Below are 16095 nucleotides of genomic sequence, written 5' to 3'. Positions count from 1 at the left end.
CGGGCTGAAGGTCGGCGCGGTCGTCATCACCATGGGCAACCGCCCCGACGAACTGCGCGCCCTCCTCGACTCGGTCGCCAAGCAGGACGGCGACCGGGTCGAGGTGGTCGTCGTCGGCAACGGCTCGCCCGTCCCGGACGTCCCGGACGGCGTCCGCACCCTGGAGCTGCCCGAGAACCTCGGGATTCCCGGCGGCCGCAACGTCGGCATAGAGGCCTTCGGCCCGAGCGGCCGCGACGTCGACATACTGCTCTTCCTCGACGACGACGGCCTGCTCGCCGAGCACGACACCGCCGAGCTGTGCCGCCAGGCCTTCGCCACCGACCCGCGGCTCGGCATCATCAGCTTCCGCATCGCCGACCCGGACACCGGGCAGACCCAGCGCCGGCACGTGCCGAGGCTCCGGGCCTCCGACCCGATGCGCTCCTCCCGGGTCACCACCTTCCTCGGCGGCGCCAACGCCGTCCGCACCCAGGTCCTCGCCGAGGTCGGCGGCCTGCCGGACGAGTTCTTCTACGCCCATGAGGAGACCGACCTGGCCTGGCGGGCCCTGGACGCCGGCTGGATGATCGACTACCGCTCCGACATGGTCCTCAACCACCCCACCACCGCCCCCTCCCGGCACGCGGTCTACCACCGGATGGTGGCCCGCAACCGGGTCTGGCTGGCCCGCCGGAACCTGCCCGCCCTCCTGGTCCCGGTCTACCTCGGGGTGTGGATGCTGCTGACCCTGGTGCGCCGCCCCTCCCGTCCGGCCCTGCACGCCTGGTTCGCCGGCTTCCGGGAGGGCTGGACCACCCCGTGCGGACCCCGCCGGCCGATGCGCTGGCGGACCGTGTGGAAACTCACGCGACTGGGCCGTCCCCCGGTGATCTGACAAGCTCGAAGGTGCGTGTCCGCGTGTACGGCGTGCGGACACGCCACGGGAACGGCCGCGCATGGCGCGCGGACGCCCCCGGGAATGTGTCTGATGGCGGAGACGTGTCGCGCCTAATAGCACAATTCCGTAAGGCGAACGTAAGACGCATCCGAAGGCGGATCCGAAGGCGGATCCGAGGACGGGTGCGATGACGGATCCGAAGACGAAGGCTTCCACCCTTGAGTGAGACAACGCATGACGGCGGGATCGCGGTGACCGCGGTGCCGTCCCCCGACGAGGGCCTCACGGCGGCGCAGCTCGCCGCCAGGTACGGGCTCACGGTGAGCGGCGCACGCCCCTCGCTCGTCGAGTACGTACGCCGGCTCTGGGGGCGGCGCCACTTCATCCTGGCCTTCTCGCAGGCGAAGCTCACGGCCCAGTACAGCCAGGCCAAGCTCGGCCAGCTCTGGCAGGTGGCCACGCCGCTGCTGAACGCGGCCGTGTACTACTTCATCTTCGGCGTCATCCTGCACGCCAGCCGGGGCATGTCGCAGGACATCTACATCCCGTTCCTGGTCACCGGCGTGTTCACCTTCACGTTCACCCAGAGCTCGATCATGACGGGCGTGCGGGCGATCTCGGGCAACCTCGGTCTGGTGCGCGCGCTGCACTTCCCGCGCGCCTCGCTGCCGATCTCCTTCGCGCTCCAGCAGCTCCAGCAGCTGCTGTTCTCGATGATCGTCATGGTCGCCGTGGTGGTCGGGTTCGGCAGCCGCCCGGGCCTGTCCTGGGTACTGGTCGTCCCGATCCTGTTCCTGCTCTTCCTCTTCAACACCGGCCTGGCCCTGATCGTGGCCCGGCTGGGCGCCAAGACGCCGGACCTCGCCCAGCTGCTGCCGTTCATGCTGCGCACCTGGATGTACATGTCCGGTGTGATGTTCTCGATCACCAAGATGATGGAGGGCCGGCCGGAGTGGGCGCGCACGCTCCTCCAGGTCAACCCCGCCACCGTCTTCATGGACCTGATGCGCTTCGCCCTCATCGACGGCTACGGCGCCTCGAACCTCCCGCCGCACGTCTGGGCCGTCGCCCTGTCCTGGGCCGTGGTCGTGTTCGCCGGCGGTTTCGTGTACTTCTGGAAGGCTGAGGAGCGGTACGGCCGTGGCTGAGCAGACCATAGGGGAGCGGATCCCCACCGTCATCGCGGAGGACGTGCACATCGTCTACCGCGTCAACGGCGCCAAGACCGGCAAGGGCAGCGCGACGGCCGCCCTCAGCCGGATCTTCAAGCGCGGCGACGAGCGGGGCGTCCGCAAGGTGCACGCCGTCCGCGGTGTCTCCTTCGTCGCCTACCGCGGCGAGGCCATCGGCCTGATCGGCTCCAACGGCTCCGGCAAGTCCACCCTGCTGCGCGCCATCGCCGGCCTGCTGCCCGCCGAGAAGGGCAGGGTCTACACCAACGGCCAGCCCTCGCTGCTCGGCGTCAACGCGGCCCTGATGAACGACCTCACGGGTGAGCGCAACGTCATCCTGGGCGGGCTCGCCATGGGCATGTCCCGCGAGGAGATCAAGGCCCGCTACCAGGAGATCGTCGAGTTCTCCGGCATCAACGACAAGGGCGACTTCATCACCCTCCCGATGCGCACCTACTCCTCGGGCATGGCGGCCCGGCTCCGCTTCTCCATCGCCGCCGCCAAGGACCACGACGTCCTCATGATCGACGAGGCGCTGGCCACCGGTGACGCGGCCTTCCGCAAGCGCTCCGAGGACCGGATCCGCGAACTGCGCGAGCACGCCGGCACGGTGTTTCTGGTCAGTCACAACAACAAGTCGATCCGCGACACCTGCGACCGGGTCCTGTGGCTGGAGCGCGGTGAGCTGCGCATGGACGGCCCGACCGAAGAGGTGCTCAAGGAGTACGAGAAGTTCACGGGCAAGTAGCCCCGGCCGGCCCAGGCCCCGCCGGAACCTTTCCGGCGGGGCCCGCGTCTGCAAAGGAAACGTCAACTCGGGCTCGCCTTAGGAATCTTGACGCCAATCGGTGTGTTGTTGTGATCTGCGGGACACCCCGACGAACCTCGATGCGTTGTACAACGTAAGCTGTACCGGTCCCGGAAAGCGGCAAGTGGGGCGATAATGCGCGACACCCTCTGCCGGGCCGCCCCGCGGACTTCTGGGCGGCGTGTCCGAAATAGTGTGTATTGGGTCGGCAGTGTAGAACGGGAGATGTGACGGCAATGGCTACGGAAACTCCCCAGCTCAACGCAGGCCGCGCCGTCCCCGCCCCGGGCAGCGAACGGTGACGGCAACCGGCCCGGCGCGCACCGGAGACCCGGAGCGCGGCACCCTGGACAAGGCCGCGGACGAGAACTTCCCCGTGGCCCCCTTCTTCCTGCCGAAAGCCTGGCGCGACGACCTGATGGCGGTGTACGGCTTCGCCCGCCTCGTCGACGACATCGGCGACGGCGACCTGGCCCCCGGCGGCGCCGACGCCCGCCTTCTCGGGGTCTCCCCGGAGCAGGCCGAGGACCGCCTGGTCCTGCTCGACGCCTTCGAGGCCGACCTGCGCCGCGTCTTCGACGCCGTCCCGCACCACCCCCTGCTGCGCCGCCTCCAGCCCACGGTCCGCCGGCACTCCCTCACCCCCGAGCCGTTCCTCGGGCTGATCGCCGCCAACCGCCAGGACCAGCTCGTCAAGCGGTACGAGACCTACGACGACCTCCTCGCCTACTGCGAGCTGTCCGCCAACCCCGTCGGCCGCCTGGTCCTCGCCGTCACCGGCACCTCGACCCCCGAGCGGATCCGGCTCTCCGACTCGATCTGCACCGCACTCCAGATCGTCGAACACCTCCAGGACGTGGCCGAGGACCTCGGCCGCGACCGGATCTATCTGCCCGCCGAGGACATGAAGAGCTTTCACGTCCAGGAGGCGGACCTCGCCAGGAAAACCACGGGCGCATCGGTGCGTGCACTGGTTGCATACGAAGCGCAACGCGCCCGCGATCTCCTGAATGAAGGCGCCCCCCTTGTGGGTAGCGTCCACGGCAGGTTGAAGCTGCTGCTTGCGGGGTTCGTGGCGGGGGGAAGGGCGGCGGTCCATGCGATCGCCGCCGCCGAATACGACGTACTTCCCGGCCCGCCCAAGCCCGGCAAGGGCCGGTTGCTGCGTGAGGTGGGCGTGACTCTGCGAGGAGAGGGGTGATCCGGACCGTGGACTCTCCCACACACGTGTCCGCACCGGTACTCGCCGCCTACAGCTACTGCGAGACGGTCACCGGACAGCAGGCACGGAACTTCGCCTACGGCATCCGGCTGCTCCCGGCGCCCAAGCGGCGCGCCATGTCGGCGCTCTACGCCTTCTCCCGGCGTGTCGACGACATCGGCGACGGCGAGCTGGCGGACGACGTGAAGACGGCCCGCCTGGAGGACACCCGGGCGCTGCTCGCCCGGGTCCAGGACGGCACGGTCGCCGAGGACGACACCGACCCCGTCGCGGTCGCCCTCGCCCACGCCGCCCAGGCCTTCCCGATCCCGCTGGGCGGCCTGGACGAGCTGATCGACGGCGTCCTGATGGACGTCCGCGGCGAGACCTACGAGACCTGGGACGACCTCAAGGTCTACTGCCGCTGTGTGGCCGGTGCCATCGGCCGGCTCTCGCTCGGTGTGTTCGGTACGGAACCGGGGGCGCGCGGCGCCGAGCGCGCGCCGGAGTATGCCGACACGCTCGGGCTCGCACTCCAGCTCACCAACATCCTCAGAGACGTCCGCGAGGACGCCGGCAACGGCCGTACCTACCTGCCCTCCGACGACCTCGCCAAGTTCGGCTGCTCGGCCGGGTTCCACGGGCCGACCCCGCCGGAGGGCTCCGACTTCGCGGGGCTCGTGCACTTCGAAGTGCGGCGCGCCCGTGCCCTGTTCACCGAGGGCTACCGGCTGCTGCCCATGCTCGACCGGCGCAGCGGCGCCTGTGTGGCCGCCATGGCGGGCATCTACCGCCGGCTGCTCGACCGCATCGAGCGCGAACCGGAGGCGGTGCTGCGCGGCCGGGTCTCGCTGCCCGGACGCGAGAAGGCGTACGTCGCCGTGCGCGGCCTGTCCGGGCTCGACACCCGGCGCCACACCTCCCGCCTGACCGTCAGGAGGCGCGCCTGATGGACAAGGTGGGCCAAGGTGACTCCACCGGAGAAAAACGGCAGGCAACCCTCCGGCACGGCGTGGCGTCCCTGACTGCGACGGCCCGACCTGCCCCGTTCCACCGGCACGGCGGGCAGGCAGGGGAGGAAGCACGATGACCGACGGCACGCGATCCGAGCGGGCGCAGGACGACATCCCGTCCGGGCGCACCGCCGTCGTGATCGGCGGCGGCCTCGCGGGCATCACGGCCGCGCTCGCGCTCGCCGACGCGGGCGTCCGCGTCACCCTTCTCGAAGGCAGGCCGAGGCTCGGCGGGCTCGCCTTCTCCTTCCAGCGCGGCGACCTGACCGTGGACAACGGCCAGCACGTGTACCTGCGTTGCTGCACCGCCTACCGCTGGTTCCTCGACCGCATCGAGGGCACGGCGCTGGCACCGCTGCAGGACCGCCTCGACGTACCCGTCCTCGACCTCGCCAAGCCGGAGGGGCGGCGCCTGGGCAGGCTGCGGCGCGATGCGCTGCCCGTCCCCCTTCACCTGGGGCGCAGCCTGGCCGCCTATCCGCACCTCTCGCTCGCCGAGCGGGCCAGGGTGGGGCGTGCCGCGCTCGCGCTCAAGGGGCTCGACCTCGCCGATCCGAGCCTGGACGCACAGGACTTCGGCAGCTGGCTGGCCGCTCACGGCCAGTCGGCGCGTGCCGTCGAGGCCCTGTGGGACCTGGTCGGGGTCGCCACCCTCAACGCGGTCGCGGGCGACGCCTCGCTGGGGCTCGCCGCGATGGTGTTCAAGACCGGTCTGCTGTCCGACCCGGGCGCGGCCGACATCGGCTGGGCCCATGTGCCGCTGGGCGAACTGCACGACCGGCTCGCCCGCAAGGCGCTCGACTCCGCGGGCGTGCGTACCGAGGTCCGTACACGCGTCACCTCCGTCTCCACCAACGAGAACGGAACCTGGAGCGTTCAGGTTCCCGGCGAGACGCTCACCGCCGACGCCGTCGTGCTCGCCGTCGCCCAGCGCGAGGCGTACGACCTGCTGCCTTCCGATGCCCTGGACGCCCCGGAAAACCTGCTGGAGATCGGCACCGCGCCGATCCTCAACGTCCATGTGGTCTACGACCGTACGGTCCTCACCAAGCCGTTCTTCGCGGCCCTCGGCACCCCGGTCCAGTGGGTGTTCGACCGCACCCACGCCTCCGGCCTGCGGGCGGGACAGTACCTCGCGCTGTCCCAGTCGGCCGCCCAGGACGAGATCGACATGCCGGTGGCCGACCTGCGCGAGCGCTATCTGCCCGAGCTGGAACGGCTGTTGCCCGGTGCGCGCGGCGCCGGGGTGCAGGACTTCTTCGTGACCCGGGAGCGCGCCGCGACGTTCGCCCCCACCCCCGGCGTCGGGCGGCTGCGGCCCGGCGCCCGCACCAAGGCACCCGGCCTCTACCTGGCCGGAGCGTGGACCGCCACCGGGTGGCCCGCGACCATGGAGAGTGCGGTCCGCAGCGGTGTCAGCGCGGCCGATGCCGCGTTGAGCACTCTGGGCCGGCCCCGCCCCCGTCACCTCTTCGAGTTCGAGGAGGCGGCGTGACGCTCGATCAGCAGGCGGCAGGCCTCCGCACCCCCGGTACCGCAAATAGAGGAGAAACTGTGCCCACTGTGCCCCCGGCCTCGAAGGCCGCTCGAGAGACCGCAGTGGACGTGACCGCGCTCCTGGAGCGCGGCCGGACCCTTGCCACACCGGTACTGCGGGCGGCCGTCGACCGCCTGGCCTCCCCCATGGACACCGTGGCCGCCTACCACTTCGGCTGGATCGACGCCGAGGGCAACCCCGCCGACGGCGACGGCGGCAAGGCCGTACGCCCCGCGCTCGCCGTGCTCTCCGCCGAGGTCACCGGCGCCGCCCCCGAGGTCGGCATCCCCGGTGCCGTCGCCGTGGAACTCGTCCACAACTTCTCCCTGCTGCACGACGACCTGATGGACGGCGACGAACAGCGCCGGCACCGCGACACCGTCTGGAAGGTGCACGGCCCCGCCCAGGCCATCCTGGTCGGCGACGCCCTGTTCGCCCTCGCCAACGAGATCCTGCTCGAACTCGGCACCGTCGAGGCCGGCCGCGCCACCCGCCGGATCACCACCGCCACCCGCGCCCTGATCGACGGCCAGGCCCAGGACATCTCCTACGAGCACCGCGACCGGGTCAGCGTCGAGGAGTGCCTGGAGATGGAGGGCAACAAGACCGGCGCGCTCCTCGCCGCCTCCAGCTCCATCGGCGCGGTGCTCGGCGGCGCCGACGACCGCACCGCCGACACCCTGGAGAAGTACGGCTACCACCTGGGCCTCGCCTTCCAGGCCGTCGACGACCTGCTCGGCATCTGGGGCGACCCGGAGTCCACCGGCAAGCAGACCTGGAGCGACCTGCGCCAGCGCAAGAAGTCCCTGCCGGTCGTCGCCGCGCTCGCCGCGGGCGGCCCCGCCTCCGAGCGGCTCGGCGAGATCCTCGCCGCCGACGCCAAGAGCAGCGACTTCGAGAACTTCTCCGAGGAGGAGTTCGCCGCCCGTGCCGCCCTCATCGAGGAGGCCGGCGGCCGCGAGTGGACTGCCGAGGAGGCGCGCCGCCAGCACACCATCGCCATCGAGGCCCTGCACGCCATCGACATGCCCGACCGGGTACGGGCACAGTTCACGGCGCTCGCCGACTTCGTCGTCGTACGAAAGAGATGATCATTATCGGTCGAATAGTCCTCGCGTAGTCGCCGGCCGGTGCGAACGCGCAGCCAGCACCGGCCGACGGCGGACCCACAGCAGAACGATTTCGCACGACTGCACGAAGGGGAAGCCATGACAGCGACGACCGACGGAAGCACCGGGGCCACCCTGCCGCCCCGGGCCGACTCGGCCAGCACCGACCTCACCACCCCTGCGGCGGCCGGGGTGCACGAAGCCGCCGAACGCGCGGTACGGCGCGCCACCGAGCATCTGCTCGCCCAGCAGGACGCGCAAGGCTGGTGGAAAGGCGACCTGGAGACCAACGTCACCATGGACGCCGAGGACCTGCTGCTCCGTCAGTTCCTGGGCATCCGGGACGAGTCCACGACCGCCGCCGCCGCGCTCTTCATCCGCGGCGAGCAGCGCGAGGACGGCACCTGGGCCACCTTCTACGGCGGACCCGGCGAACTCTCCACCACCATCGAGGCGTACGTCGCCCTGCGGCTGGCCGGGGACGCCCCGGACGCCCCCCACATGGCAAAGGCCTCGGCCTGGATCCGCGAGCGTGGCGGGATCGCCGCCGCCCGGGTCTTCACCCGGATCTGGCTGGCCCTGTTCGGCTGGTGGAAATGGGAGGACCTGCCCGAACTCCCGCCAGAACTCCTGTACTTCCCCAAGTGGTTCCCGCTCAGCATCTACAACTTCGGCCAGTGGGCCCGCCAGACCATCGTGCCGCTCACCGTGGTCTCGGCCAAGCGCCCGGTGCGCCCGGCCCCCTTCCCGCTGGACGAGCTCCACACCGACCCGGCCAACCCGAACCCGCCCCAGCCCCTTGCCCCGGTGGTGAGCTGGGAGGGCGTCTTCCAGCGGCTCGACAAGGTTGTCCGAGGCTACCGCAGGGTCGCGCTGGGCCGGCTGCGCGGCTCCGCCCTGAGGTCCGCCGCCCGCTGGATCGTCGAGCGCCAGGAGAACGACGGCGCCTGGGGCGGCATCCAGCCCCCGGCCGTGTACTCGGTGATCGCCCTCCACCTGCTCGGGTACGACCTCGAACACCCCGTGATGCGCGCCGGTCTGGAGTCGCTGGATCGTTACGCCGTGTGGCGCGAGGACGGCGCCCGGATGATCGAGGCCTGCCAGTCACCAGTGTGGGACACCTGTCTGGCGACCATCGCCCTCGCCGACGCCGGGCTGCCCGCCGACCACCCGCAACTGGTCAAGGCCGCCGACTGGATGCTCGGCGAGCAGATTGTCCGCCCCGGCGACTGGGCGGTCAAGCGGCCCCAGCTCCCGCCGGGCGGCTGGGCGTTCGAGTTCCACAACGACAACTACCCCGACATCGACGACACCGCCGAGGTCGTCCTCGCACTGCGCCGGGTCAGGCACCACGACCCGGAGCGGATGGAGAAGGCCATCGGGCGCGGGGTGCGCTGGAACCTCGGCATGCAGTCGAAGAACGGCGCCTGGGGCGCCTTCGACGTGGACAACACCAGCCCGTTCCCCAACCGGCTGCCGTTCTGCGACTTCGGCGAGGTCATCGACCCGCCGTCGGCCGACGTCACCGCGCATGTGGTGGAGATGCTCGCCTTCGAGGGCATGTCCCACGACCCGCGCACCCGGCGCGCCATCGAGTGGCTGCTCGCCGAACAGGAGCCGAACGGTTCGTGGTTCGGCCGCTGGGGCGTGAACTACGTGTACGGCACCGGATCCGTGGTACCCGCGCTCACGGCCGCTGGGCTGCCCGCCTCGCACCCGGCGATCCGGCGGGCGGTGACCTGGCTGGAGCAGGTCCAGAACGAGGACGGCGGCTGGGGCGAGGACCTGCGCTCCTACAAGTACGCCGACGACTGGAGCGGCCGCGGCGCCTCCACCGCCTCCCAGACGGCCTGGGCGCTGATGGCGCTGCTCGCGGCGGGGGAGAAGGACGCCAAGGCCGTCGAGCGGGGCGTCCGCTGGCTCGCCGAGACGCAGGCCGAGGACGGCTCCTGGGACGAGCCGTACTTCACCGGTACCGGCTTCCCGTGGGACTTCTCCATCAACTACCACCTCTACCGGCAGGTCTTCCCGCTCACCGCACTCGGCCGCTACGTGCACGGAGAGCCCACCCCCGAGGCAGAGGGGGACTGATGAGCGCCACGCCCGCGCCGGCCCCACTGCTGATCGCCTGCGCACTCGGCATCGAGCACCTCGCCCTGCGCGCCGGCGAACGCGGGGGCGCGGGCGGACCCGTCACCGTGCTGCGCACCGGCATGGGTCCCAGGGCGGCGGAACGGTCCGTCACCCGGGTCCTGGCCGACCCCGCGCTCGCCGCCGCCGCGGTCCTGGCGACGGGCTTCTGCGCGGGACTCGCCCCCGGGATGCACCCCGGCGACCTGGTCGTCGCCGAGGAGACCCGGGACCCCCGCGGCAGCGTCCCGTGCGTGGGCACCGAACTCCTCGTGAAGGAACTCGTACGGACGCTGCCCGGCCGTACCGTCCACACCGGCCCTCTCACCGGCTCCGACCACGTCGTCCGCGGTCACGAGAGGTCGGATCTGCTCGCGACCGGCGCTATCGCGGTCGACATGGAATCGGCGGCCACGCTCCTGAGCGCCGTGCACGCGGGCGAGCGCCCGGTTGCGGCCGTACGAGTGGTCGTGGACGCTCCTGAACATGAACTCGTCCGGATCGGCACGGTGCGCGGTGGAATATCTGCTTTCCGCGTTCTTCGATCCGTTCTTCCAGCTTTCTTCGAATGGCACCGTTCCTTGCTGCTCCCCCGGAGGTGAGCCAGATGGCCATGCCGCTGCGCCAGTCGATCAAGGTCGCTACCTACTTGGCTGAACAGAAGCTCCGCAAGCGGGACAAGTTCCCGCTGATCGTGGAGCTGGAACCCCTCTTCGCGTGCAACCTGAAATGTGAGGGCTGCGGCAAGATCCAGCACCCGGCCGGGGTGCTGAAGCAGCGCATGCCGGTCGCGCAGGCGGTCGGGGCGGTGCTGGAGTCCGGTGCGCCGATGGTGTCCATCGCGGGCGGCGAGCCCCTGATGCACCCTCAGATCGACGAGATCGTGCGGCAGTTGGTGGCGAAGCGGAAGTACGTCTTCCTGTGCACCAACGCGATGCTGCTGCGCAAGAAGATGGACAAGTTCTCGCCCTCGCCCTACTTCGCCTTCGCGGTGCACATCGACGGGCTGCGCGAGCGGCACGACGAGTCCGTTGCGAAGGAAGGCGTCTTCGACGAGGCGGTGGAGGCCATCAAGGAGGCCAAGCGGCGCGGCTTCCGGGTGACCACCAACTCGACCTTCTTCAACACGGACACCCCGCAGACCATCATCGAGGTGCTCAACTTCCTCAACGACGACCTCAAGGTCGACGAGATGATGATCTCGCCCGCCTACGCCTACGAGAAGGCCCCCGACCAGGAGCACTTCCTCGGCGTGGAGCAGACCCGCGAGCTCTTCAAGAAGGCCTTCGCGGGCGGCAACCGCAAGAAGTGGCGGCTCAACCACTCCCCGCTCTTCCTGGACTTCCTGGAGGGCAAGGTCGATTTCCCGTGCACGGCCTGGGCGATCCCGAACTACTCGCTCTTCGGCTGGCAGCGCCCCTGCTACCTGATGAGCGACGGGTACGTGCCGACGTACCGCGAACTCATCGAGGAGACCGACTGGGACAAGTACGGCCGCGGCAAGGACCCGCGCTGCGCCAACTGCATGGCGCACTGCGGTTACGAGCCCACCGCCGTCCTCGCCACCATGGGGTCGCTCAAGGAGTCGCTGCGCGCGATGCGCGAGACGGTCTCCGGGAACCGGGAGTGACCGCATGACCGCCATTTCCCTGGGCCTCCCCGAGGTCCCGGCCCGGCCGGCCGCCGGGCGGCGCGTGTCCCGGCAGATCCACGTCGGGCCCGTGGCGGTCGGCGGGGACGCCCCGGTCTCGGTGCAGTCGATGACCACGACCCGCACCTCCGACATCGGCGCCACCCTCCAGCAGATCGCCGAACTCACCGCGTCCGGCTGCCAGATCGTCCGCGTCGCCTGCCCCACGCAGGACGACGCGGACGCCCTGGCGACCATCGCGCGGAAGTCCCAGATCCCGGTGATCGCGGACATCCACTTCCAGCCGAAGTACGTGTTCGCGGCGATCGAGGCCGGCTGTGCCGCGGTCCGGGTGAACCCCGGCAACATCAAGCAGTTCGACGACAAGGTCAAGGAGATCGCGCGGGCCGCCAAGGATCACGGCACGCCGATCCGGATCGGGGTCAACGCGGGCTCGCTCGACCGCCGCCTGCTGGAGAAGTACGGCAAGGCGACTCCGGAGGCGCTCGTGGAGAGCGCTCTCTGGGAGGCCTCGCTCTTCGAGGAGCACGACTTCCGGGACATCAAGATCTCCGTCAAGCACAACGACCCGGTCGTGATGATCGAGGCGTACCGGCAGCTTGCCGCCCAGTGCGACTACCCGCTGCACCTCGGCGTCACCGAGGCGGGCCCGGCGTTCCAGGGCACGATCAAGTCGGCGGTCGCCTTCGGAGCATTGCTGTCCCAGGGCATCGGTGACACGATCCGCGTCTCGCTGTCCGCCCCGCCCGCGGAGGAGGTCAAGGTCGGCATCCAGATCCTGGAGTCGCTTAACCTGCGGCAACGGCGTCTGGAGATCGTCTCCTGCCCGTCCTGCGGGCGCGCCCAGGTGGACGTCTACAAGCTGGCGGACGAGGTGACGGCAGGTCTTGAGGGCATGGAGGTGCCGCTGCGCGTCGCCGTCATGGGATGCGTGGTCAACGGTCCCGGCGAGGCGCGGGAGGCCGATCTGGGGGTCGCCTCCGGCAACGGCAAGGGGCAGATCTTCGTCAAGGGCGAGGTCGTCAAGACCGTGCCCGAGTCGAAGATCGTGGAGACCCTCATCGAGGAAGCGATGAAGATCGCCGAGCAGATGGAGCAGGACGGCGCCGGGTCCGGAGCACCCGCCGTCACGGTGAGCTGAACAGCACGGACCGAGAGGGGGCCGAGCGTGACGATTCTGGAGACCATCCGGGGACCACGCGACCTGAAGGCGCTGTCCGAGGCGGAACTCGGCGAACTGTCCGAAGAAATACGCGAGTTCCTGGTGCACGCGGTCGCCAGGACCGGCGGCCACCTCGGGCCCAACCTGGGCGTCGTGGAGCTGACCGTCGCGCTGCACCGGGTCTTCGAGTCCCCGGTCGACCGCATCCTCTGGGACACCGGCCACCAGAGCTACGTCCACAAGCTGCTGACCGGCCGTCAGGACTTCTCCAAGCTGCGCGGCAAGGGCGGCCTGTCCGGCTACCCCTCGCGCGAGGAGTCCGAGCACGACGTCATCGAGAACAGCCACGCCTCCACCGCGCTCGGCTGGGCCGACGGCCTCGCCAAGGCCCGCCAGGTGCAGGGGGAGAAGGGCCATGTCGTCGCGGTGATCGGCGACGGCGCGCTGACCGGCGGGATGGCCTGGGAGGCGCTCAACAACATCGCGGCCGCCAAGGACCGGCCGCTGATCATCGTCGTCAACGACAACGAGCGGTCGTACGCCCCCACCATCGGCGGCCTCGCCAACCACCTCGCCACGCTGCGGACGACCGACAGCTACGAGCAGGTGCTGGCGTGGGGCAAGGACGTGCTCCTGCGCACCCCGATCGTGGGCAACACCATCTACGAGTCCCTGCACGGCGCCAAGAAGGGCTTCAAGGACGCCTTCGCCCCGCAGGGCATGTTCGAGGACCTGGGCCTGAAGTACGTCGGCCCGATCGACGGTCACGACATCAAGGCGGTCGAGTCGGCGCTCCGGCGCGCGAAACGTTTCCACGGGCCGGTGCTCGTGCACTGCCTCACGGAGAAGGGCCGCGGCTACGAGCCCGCCCTCGCCCACGAGGAGGACCACTTCCACACCGTCGGCGTGATGGACCCGCTCACCTGTGAGCCGCTCACGCCGTCCAACGGCCCTTCCTGGACCTCGGTGTTCGGCGACGAGATCGTCCGGATCGGCGAGGAACGGGACGACGTCGTGGCCATCACCGCGGCCATGCTGCACCCCGTCGGCCTCGGCAAGTTCGCCGAGCGCTTCCCCGACCGGGTCTGGGACGTCGGCATCGCCGAGCAGCACGCGGCGGTCTCGGCGGCCGGCCTCGCGACCGGCGGACTGCACCCGGTCGTCGCCGTCTACGCCACCTTCCTGAACCGTGCCTTCGACCAGTTGCTGATGGACGTGGCGCTGCACCGGTGCGGGGTGACGTTCGTCCTGGACCGCGCCGGTGTGACGGGCGTCGACGGGGCGTCGCACAACGGCATGTGGGACATGTCCGTCCTCCAGGTGGTGCCGGGCCTCAGGATCGCCGCCCCGCGCGACGCCGAACAACTGCGGCTCCAGCTGCGCGAGGCCGTCGCCGTGGACGACGCGCCCACCCTGGTGCGGTTCCCGAAGGAGTCGGTGGGCCCGGAGATCCCGGCGGTCGACCGGGTCGGAGGGATCGACGTCCTGCACCGCGGGGAGGACCCGCGGGCGTTGCTGGTCGCGGTCGGCGTGATGGCCCCGGTGTGCCTCCAGGCCGCGGAGCTGCTGGCCGCGCGGGGCATCGCCTGCACGGTGGTGGACCCCCGCTGGGTCAAGCCCGTGGATCCCGCGCTGCCGCTGCTGGCGGCCCGGCACGAGCTGGTGGCCGTGGTCGAGGACAACAGCCGGGCGGCCGGGGTGGGCGCGGCGGTGGCGCTGGCGCTGGGCGACGCCGAAGTGGATGTGCCGGTACGGCGGTTCGGGATTCCGGAACAGTTCCTGGCGCATGCGAAGCGGGGGGAGGTGCTCGCCGACATCGGGCTGACGCCGGTGGAGATCGCCGGTGCCATCGGGGCGAGTTTCGACAGGCGGGCCGTTGAGGGCGCCCAAGGGGGTGCCGTGGGGGGTCGTGCGGCGGGTGCGGCGGCGTCCGGGACGGCCGTGCAGATCCCCGCGCCCCTTCAGGGCGCCGAAGCCGAGGGCGCTTTCATCGACGGCGCCGTCAAGGAGAAAGAATGAGTACGGAGTTCGACCTCGGTGCGCTGCTCGCCGCGCGTGGCGGTGAGCGGTACGAGCTGCACGGGAAGTACCTGAACCACCAGCTGCCGCGCATGCTGCACACCATCGGCTTCGACAAGGTCTACGAGCGGGCCGAGGGCGCGCACTTCTGGGACGCGGACGGCAACGACTACCTGGACATGCTCGCCGGGTTCGGGGTGATGGGGCTGGGCCGTCACCACCCCGTCGTCCGCAAGGCACTGCACGACGTCCTGGACGCCCAGCTGGCCGACCTCACCCGCTTCGACTGCCAGCCGCTGCCCGGACTGCTCGCCGAGCGGCTCCTGGCGCACAGCCCCCACCTGGACCGGGTGTTCTTCGGCAACAGCGGCACCGAGTCGGTCGAGACGGCCCTGAAGTTCGCCCGCTTCGCCACCGGCAGACCCCGCGTCCTCTACTGCGACCACGCCTTCCACGGCCTGACCACCGGTTCGCTGTCGGTCAACGGCGAGGACGGCTTCCGGGACGGCTTCGCCCCGCTGCTGCCCGACACCGCCGTACCCCTCGGTGACCTGGACGCGCTCGCCCGGGAGCTGAAGAAGGGCGATGTGGCCGCCCTGATCGTCGAGCCGATCCAGGGCAAGGGCGTGCACGAGGCCCCGCCCGGCTATCTGCGCGCCGCACAGGAACTGCTGCACAAGCACAAGGCGCTGCTGATCGCCGACGAGGTGCAGACCGGTCTCGGCCGCACCGGCGACTTCTACGCCTACCAGCACGAGGAGGGCGTGGAGCCGGACCTGGTCTGCGTGGCGAAGGCACTGTCCGGCGGGTACGTGCCGGTCGGCGCCACCCTCGGCAAGGACTGGATCTTCAAGAAGGTCTACTCGTCCATGGACCGGGTCCTGGTCCACTCGGCCAGCTTCGGCGCCAACGCCCAGGCCATGGCGGCCGGGCTCGCCGTTCTCTCGGTCATGGAGAACGAGCAGATCGTCGCCAACTCCCGGGCCGTGGGGGAGCAGCTCAAGTCCCGGCTCGCCGCGCTGACGGACAAGTACGAGCTGCTCGCCGAGGTACGCGGCCGGGGCCTGATGATCGGCATCGAGTTCGGCCGGCCCAGTTCGCTGAAGCTGCGCAGCCGCTGGACCATGCTCCAGGCTGCCCGCAGGGGTCTGTTCGCCCAGATGGTCGTCGTGCCGCTGCTGCAACGGCACCGGATCCTCACCCAGGTCTCCGGCGACCACCTGGAGGTGATCAAGCTCATCCCGCCGCTGATCGTCGACGAGACGGACGTGGACCGCTTCGTGGACGCCTTCACTGACGTCATGGACGACGCCCACAGCGGCGGCGGCCTGATGTGGGACTTCGGCAAGACCCTGATCAAGCAGGCCGTGGCCAACCGCTAGCTTTTTGTCTCTGAGGCAAGAAAATTGCCTC

The 16095-nt window shown here is 70.5% G+C and carries 12 protein-coding genes and 2 pseudogenes; all 14 read left to right on the top strand.

Going from position 1 to position 16095, the window contains the following annotated elements; all coding sequences use genetic code 11:
- The first annotated feature begins 4 nt into the window (after positions 1-4).
- The 14 genes and pseudogenes from ACFY0P_RS32560 (at position 5) to ACFY0P_RS32495 (ending at position 16064) form a co-directional block, all read left to right on the top strand.
- Entirely contained in the window at positions 5-877 is an 873-nt protein-coding gene (locus tag ACFY0P_RS32560; protein ID WP_388921634.1) for a glycosyltransferase family 2 protein, read from the top strand.
- 221 nt (positions 878-1098) lie between these two features.
- Positions 1099-2028, top strand: a complete 930-nt coding sequence (locus ACFY0P_RS32555) for an ABC transporter permease (protein ID WP_388921136.1) — start codon at positions 1099-1101, stop codon at positions 2026-2028.
- Positions 2021-2800, top strand: a complete 780-nt coding sequence (locus ACFY0P_RS32550; RefSeq protein ID WP_388921133.1) for an ABC transporter ATP-binding protein — start codon at positions 2021-2023, stop codon at positions 2798-2800. Before ACFY0P_RS32555 ends, ACFY0P_RS32550 begins: the two co-directional genes overlap by 8 nt.
- A 358-nt stretch (positions 2801-3158) precedes the next feature.
- Complete coding sequence (hpnC, locus tag ACFY0P_RS32545; RefSeq protein WP_388921130.1) at positions 3159-4061, top strand: squalene synthase HpnC; 903 nt, start codon at positions 3159-3161, stop codon at positions 4059-4061.
- Positions 4058-5011 (top strand): presqualene diphosphate synthase HpnD, encoded by a 954-nt coding sequence (gene hpnD, locus ACFY0P_RS32540; protein WP_388921127.1) that lies wholly within the window; start codon positions 4058-4060, stop codon positions 5009-5011. Before hpnC ends, hpnD begins: the two co-directional genes overlap by 4 nt.
- Positions 5011-5088, top strand: a pseudogene (locus tag ACFY0P_RS32535) (DUF6380 family protein); the annotation flags it as partial. The gene hpnD and the pseudogene ACFY0P_RS32535, both read left to right, overlap by 1 nt.
- Positions 5079-6569 (top strand): annotated as a pseudogene (hpnE, locus tag ACFY0P_RS32530) (hydroxysqualene dehydroxylase HpnE); the annotation flags it as partial. The pseudogenes ACFY0P_RS32535 and hpnE, both read left to right, overlap by 10 nt.
- A 59-nt stretch (positions 6570-6628) precedes the next feature.
- A complete protein-coding gene (locus ACFY0P_RS32525; RefSeq protein WP_388921124.1) occupies positions 6629-7702 on the top strand; it encodes a polyprenyl synthetase family protein in 1074 nt (357 codons plus the stop codon).
- Between the two features lie 117 nt (positions 7703-7819).
- Positions 7820-9811 (top strand): squalene--hopene cyclase, encoded by a 1992-nt coding sequence (gene shc, locus ACFY0P_RS32520; RefSeq protein ID WP_388921121.1) that lies wholly within the window; start codon positions 7820-7822, stop codon positions 9809-9811.
- Complete coding sequence (locus ACFY0P_RS32515) at positions 9811-10452, top strand: 1-hydroxy-2-methyl-2-butenyl 4-diphosphate reductase (RefSeq protein WP_388921118.1); 642 nt, start codon at positions 9811-9813, stop codon at positions 10450-10452. Before shc ends, ACFY0P_RS32515 begins: the two co-directional genes overlap by 1 nt.
- 5 nt (positions 10453-10457) lie before the next feature.
- Positions 10458-11480 (top strand): adenosyl-hopene transferase HpnH, encoded by a 1023-nt coding sequence (gene hpnH / locus ACFY0P_RS32510; RefSeq protein ID WP_388921115.1) that lies wholly within the window; start codon positions 10458-10460, stop codon positions 11478-11480.
- 4 nt (positions 11481-11484) lie between these two features.
- Positions 11485-12642, top strand: a complete 1158-nt coding sequence (ispG, locus tag ACFY0P_RS32505; RefSeq protein ID WP_388921112.1) for a flavodoxin-dependent (E)-4-hydroxy-3-methylbut-2-enyl-diphosphate synthase — start codon at positions 11485-11487, stop codon at positions 12640-12642.
- Between the two features lie 27 nt (positions 12643-12669).
- Positions 12670-14682: a 1-deoxy-D-xylulose-5-phosphate synthase gene (gene dxs / locus ACFY0P_RS32500; protein ID WP_388921109.1), complete on the top strand. Its 2013-nt coding sequence runs from the start codon at positions 12670-12672 to the stop codon at positions 14680-14682.
- A complete protein-coding gene (locus ACFY0P_RS32495) occupies positions 14679-16064 on the top strand; it encodes an aspartate aminotransferase family protein (RefSeq protein WP_388921106.1) in 1386 nt (461 codons plus the stop codon). Before dxs ends, ACFY0P_RS32495 begins: the two co-directional genes overlap by 4 nt.
- Positions 16065-16095 lie beyond the last annotated feature (31 nt).

The sequence above is a fragment of the Streptomyces sp. NPDC001714 genome, from assembly GCF_042892755.1.
In the GTDB taxonomy this organism is placed as follows: domain Bacteria; phylum Actinomycetota; class Actinomycetes; order Streptomycetales; family Streptomycetaceae; genus Streptomyces.
The sequence above is the reverse complement of the archived record's forward strand: the minus strand, read 5'-3'. Positions and strand labels throughout refer to the sequence as shown.

Excerpts from the sequence above, each read along its gene's own strand:
- ACFY0P_RS32515 (WP_388921118.1), top strand. The coding sequence starts at position 9,811 with ATGAGCGCCACGCCCGCGCCGGCCCCACTGCTGATCGCCTGCGCACTC.
- ACFY0P_RS32495 (WP_388921106.1), top strand. The coding sequence starts at position 14,679 with ATGAGTACGGAGTTCGACCTCGGTGCGCTGCTCGCCGCGCGTGGCGGT.
- hpnH (WP_388921115.1), top strand. The coding sequence starts at position 10,458 with ATGGCCATGCCGCTGCGCCAGTCGATCAAGGTCGCTACCTACTTGGCT.
- shc (WP_388921121.1), top strand. The coding sequence starts at position 7,820 with ATGACAGCGACGACCGACGGAAGCACCGGGGCCACCCTGCCGCCCCGG.
- ispG (WP_388921112.1), top strand. The coding sequence starts at position 11,485 with ATGACCGCCATTTCCCTGGGCCTCCCCGAGGTCCCGGCCCGGCCGGCC.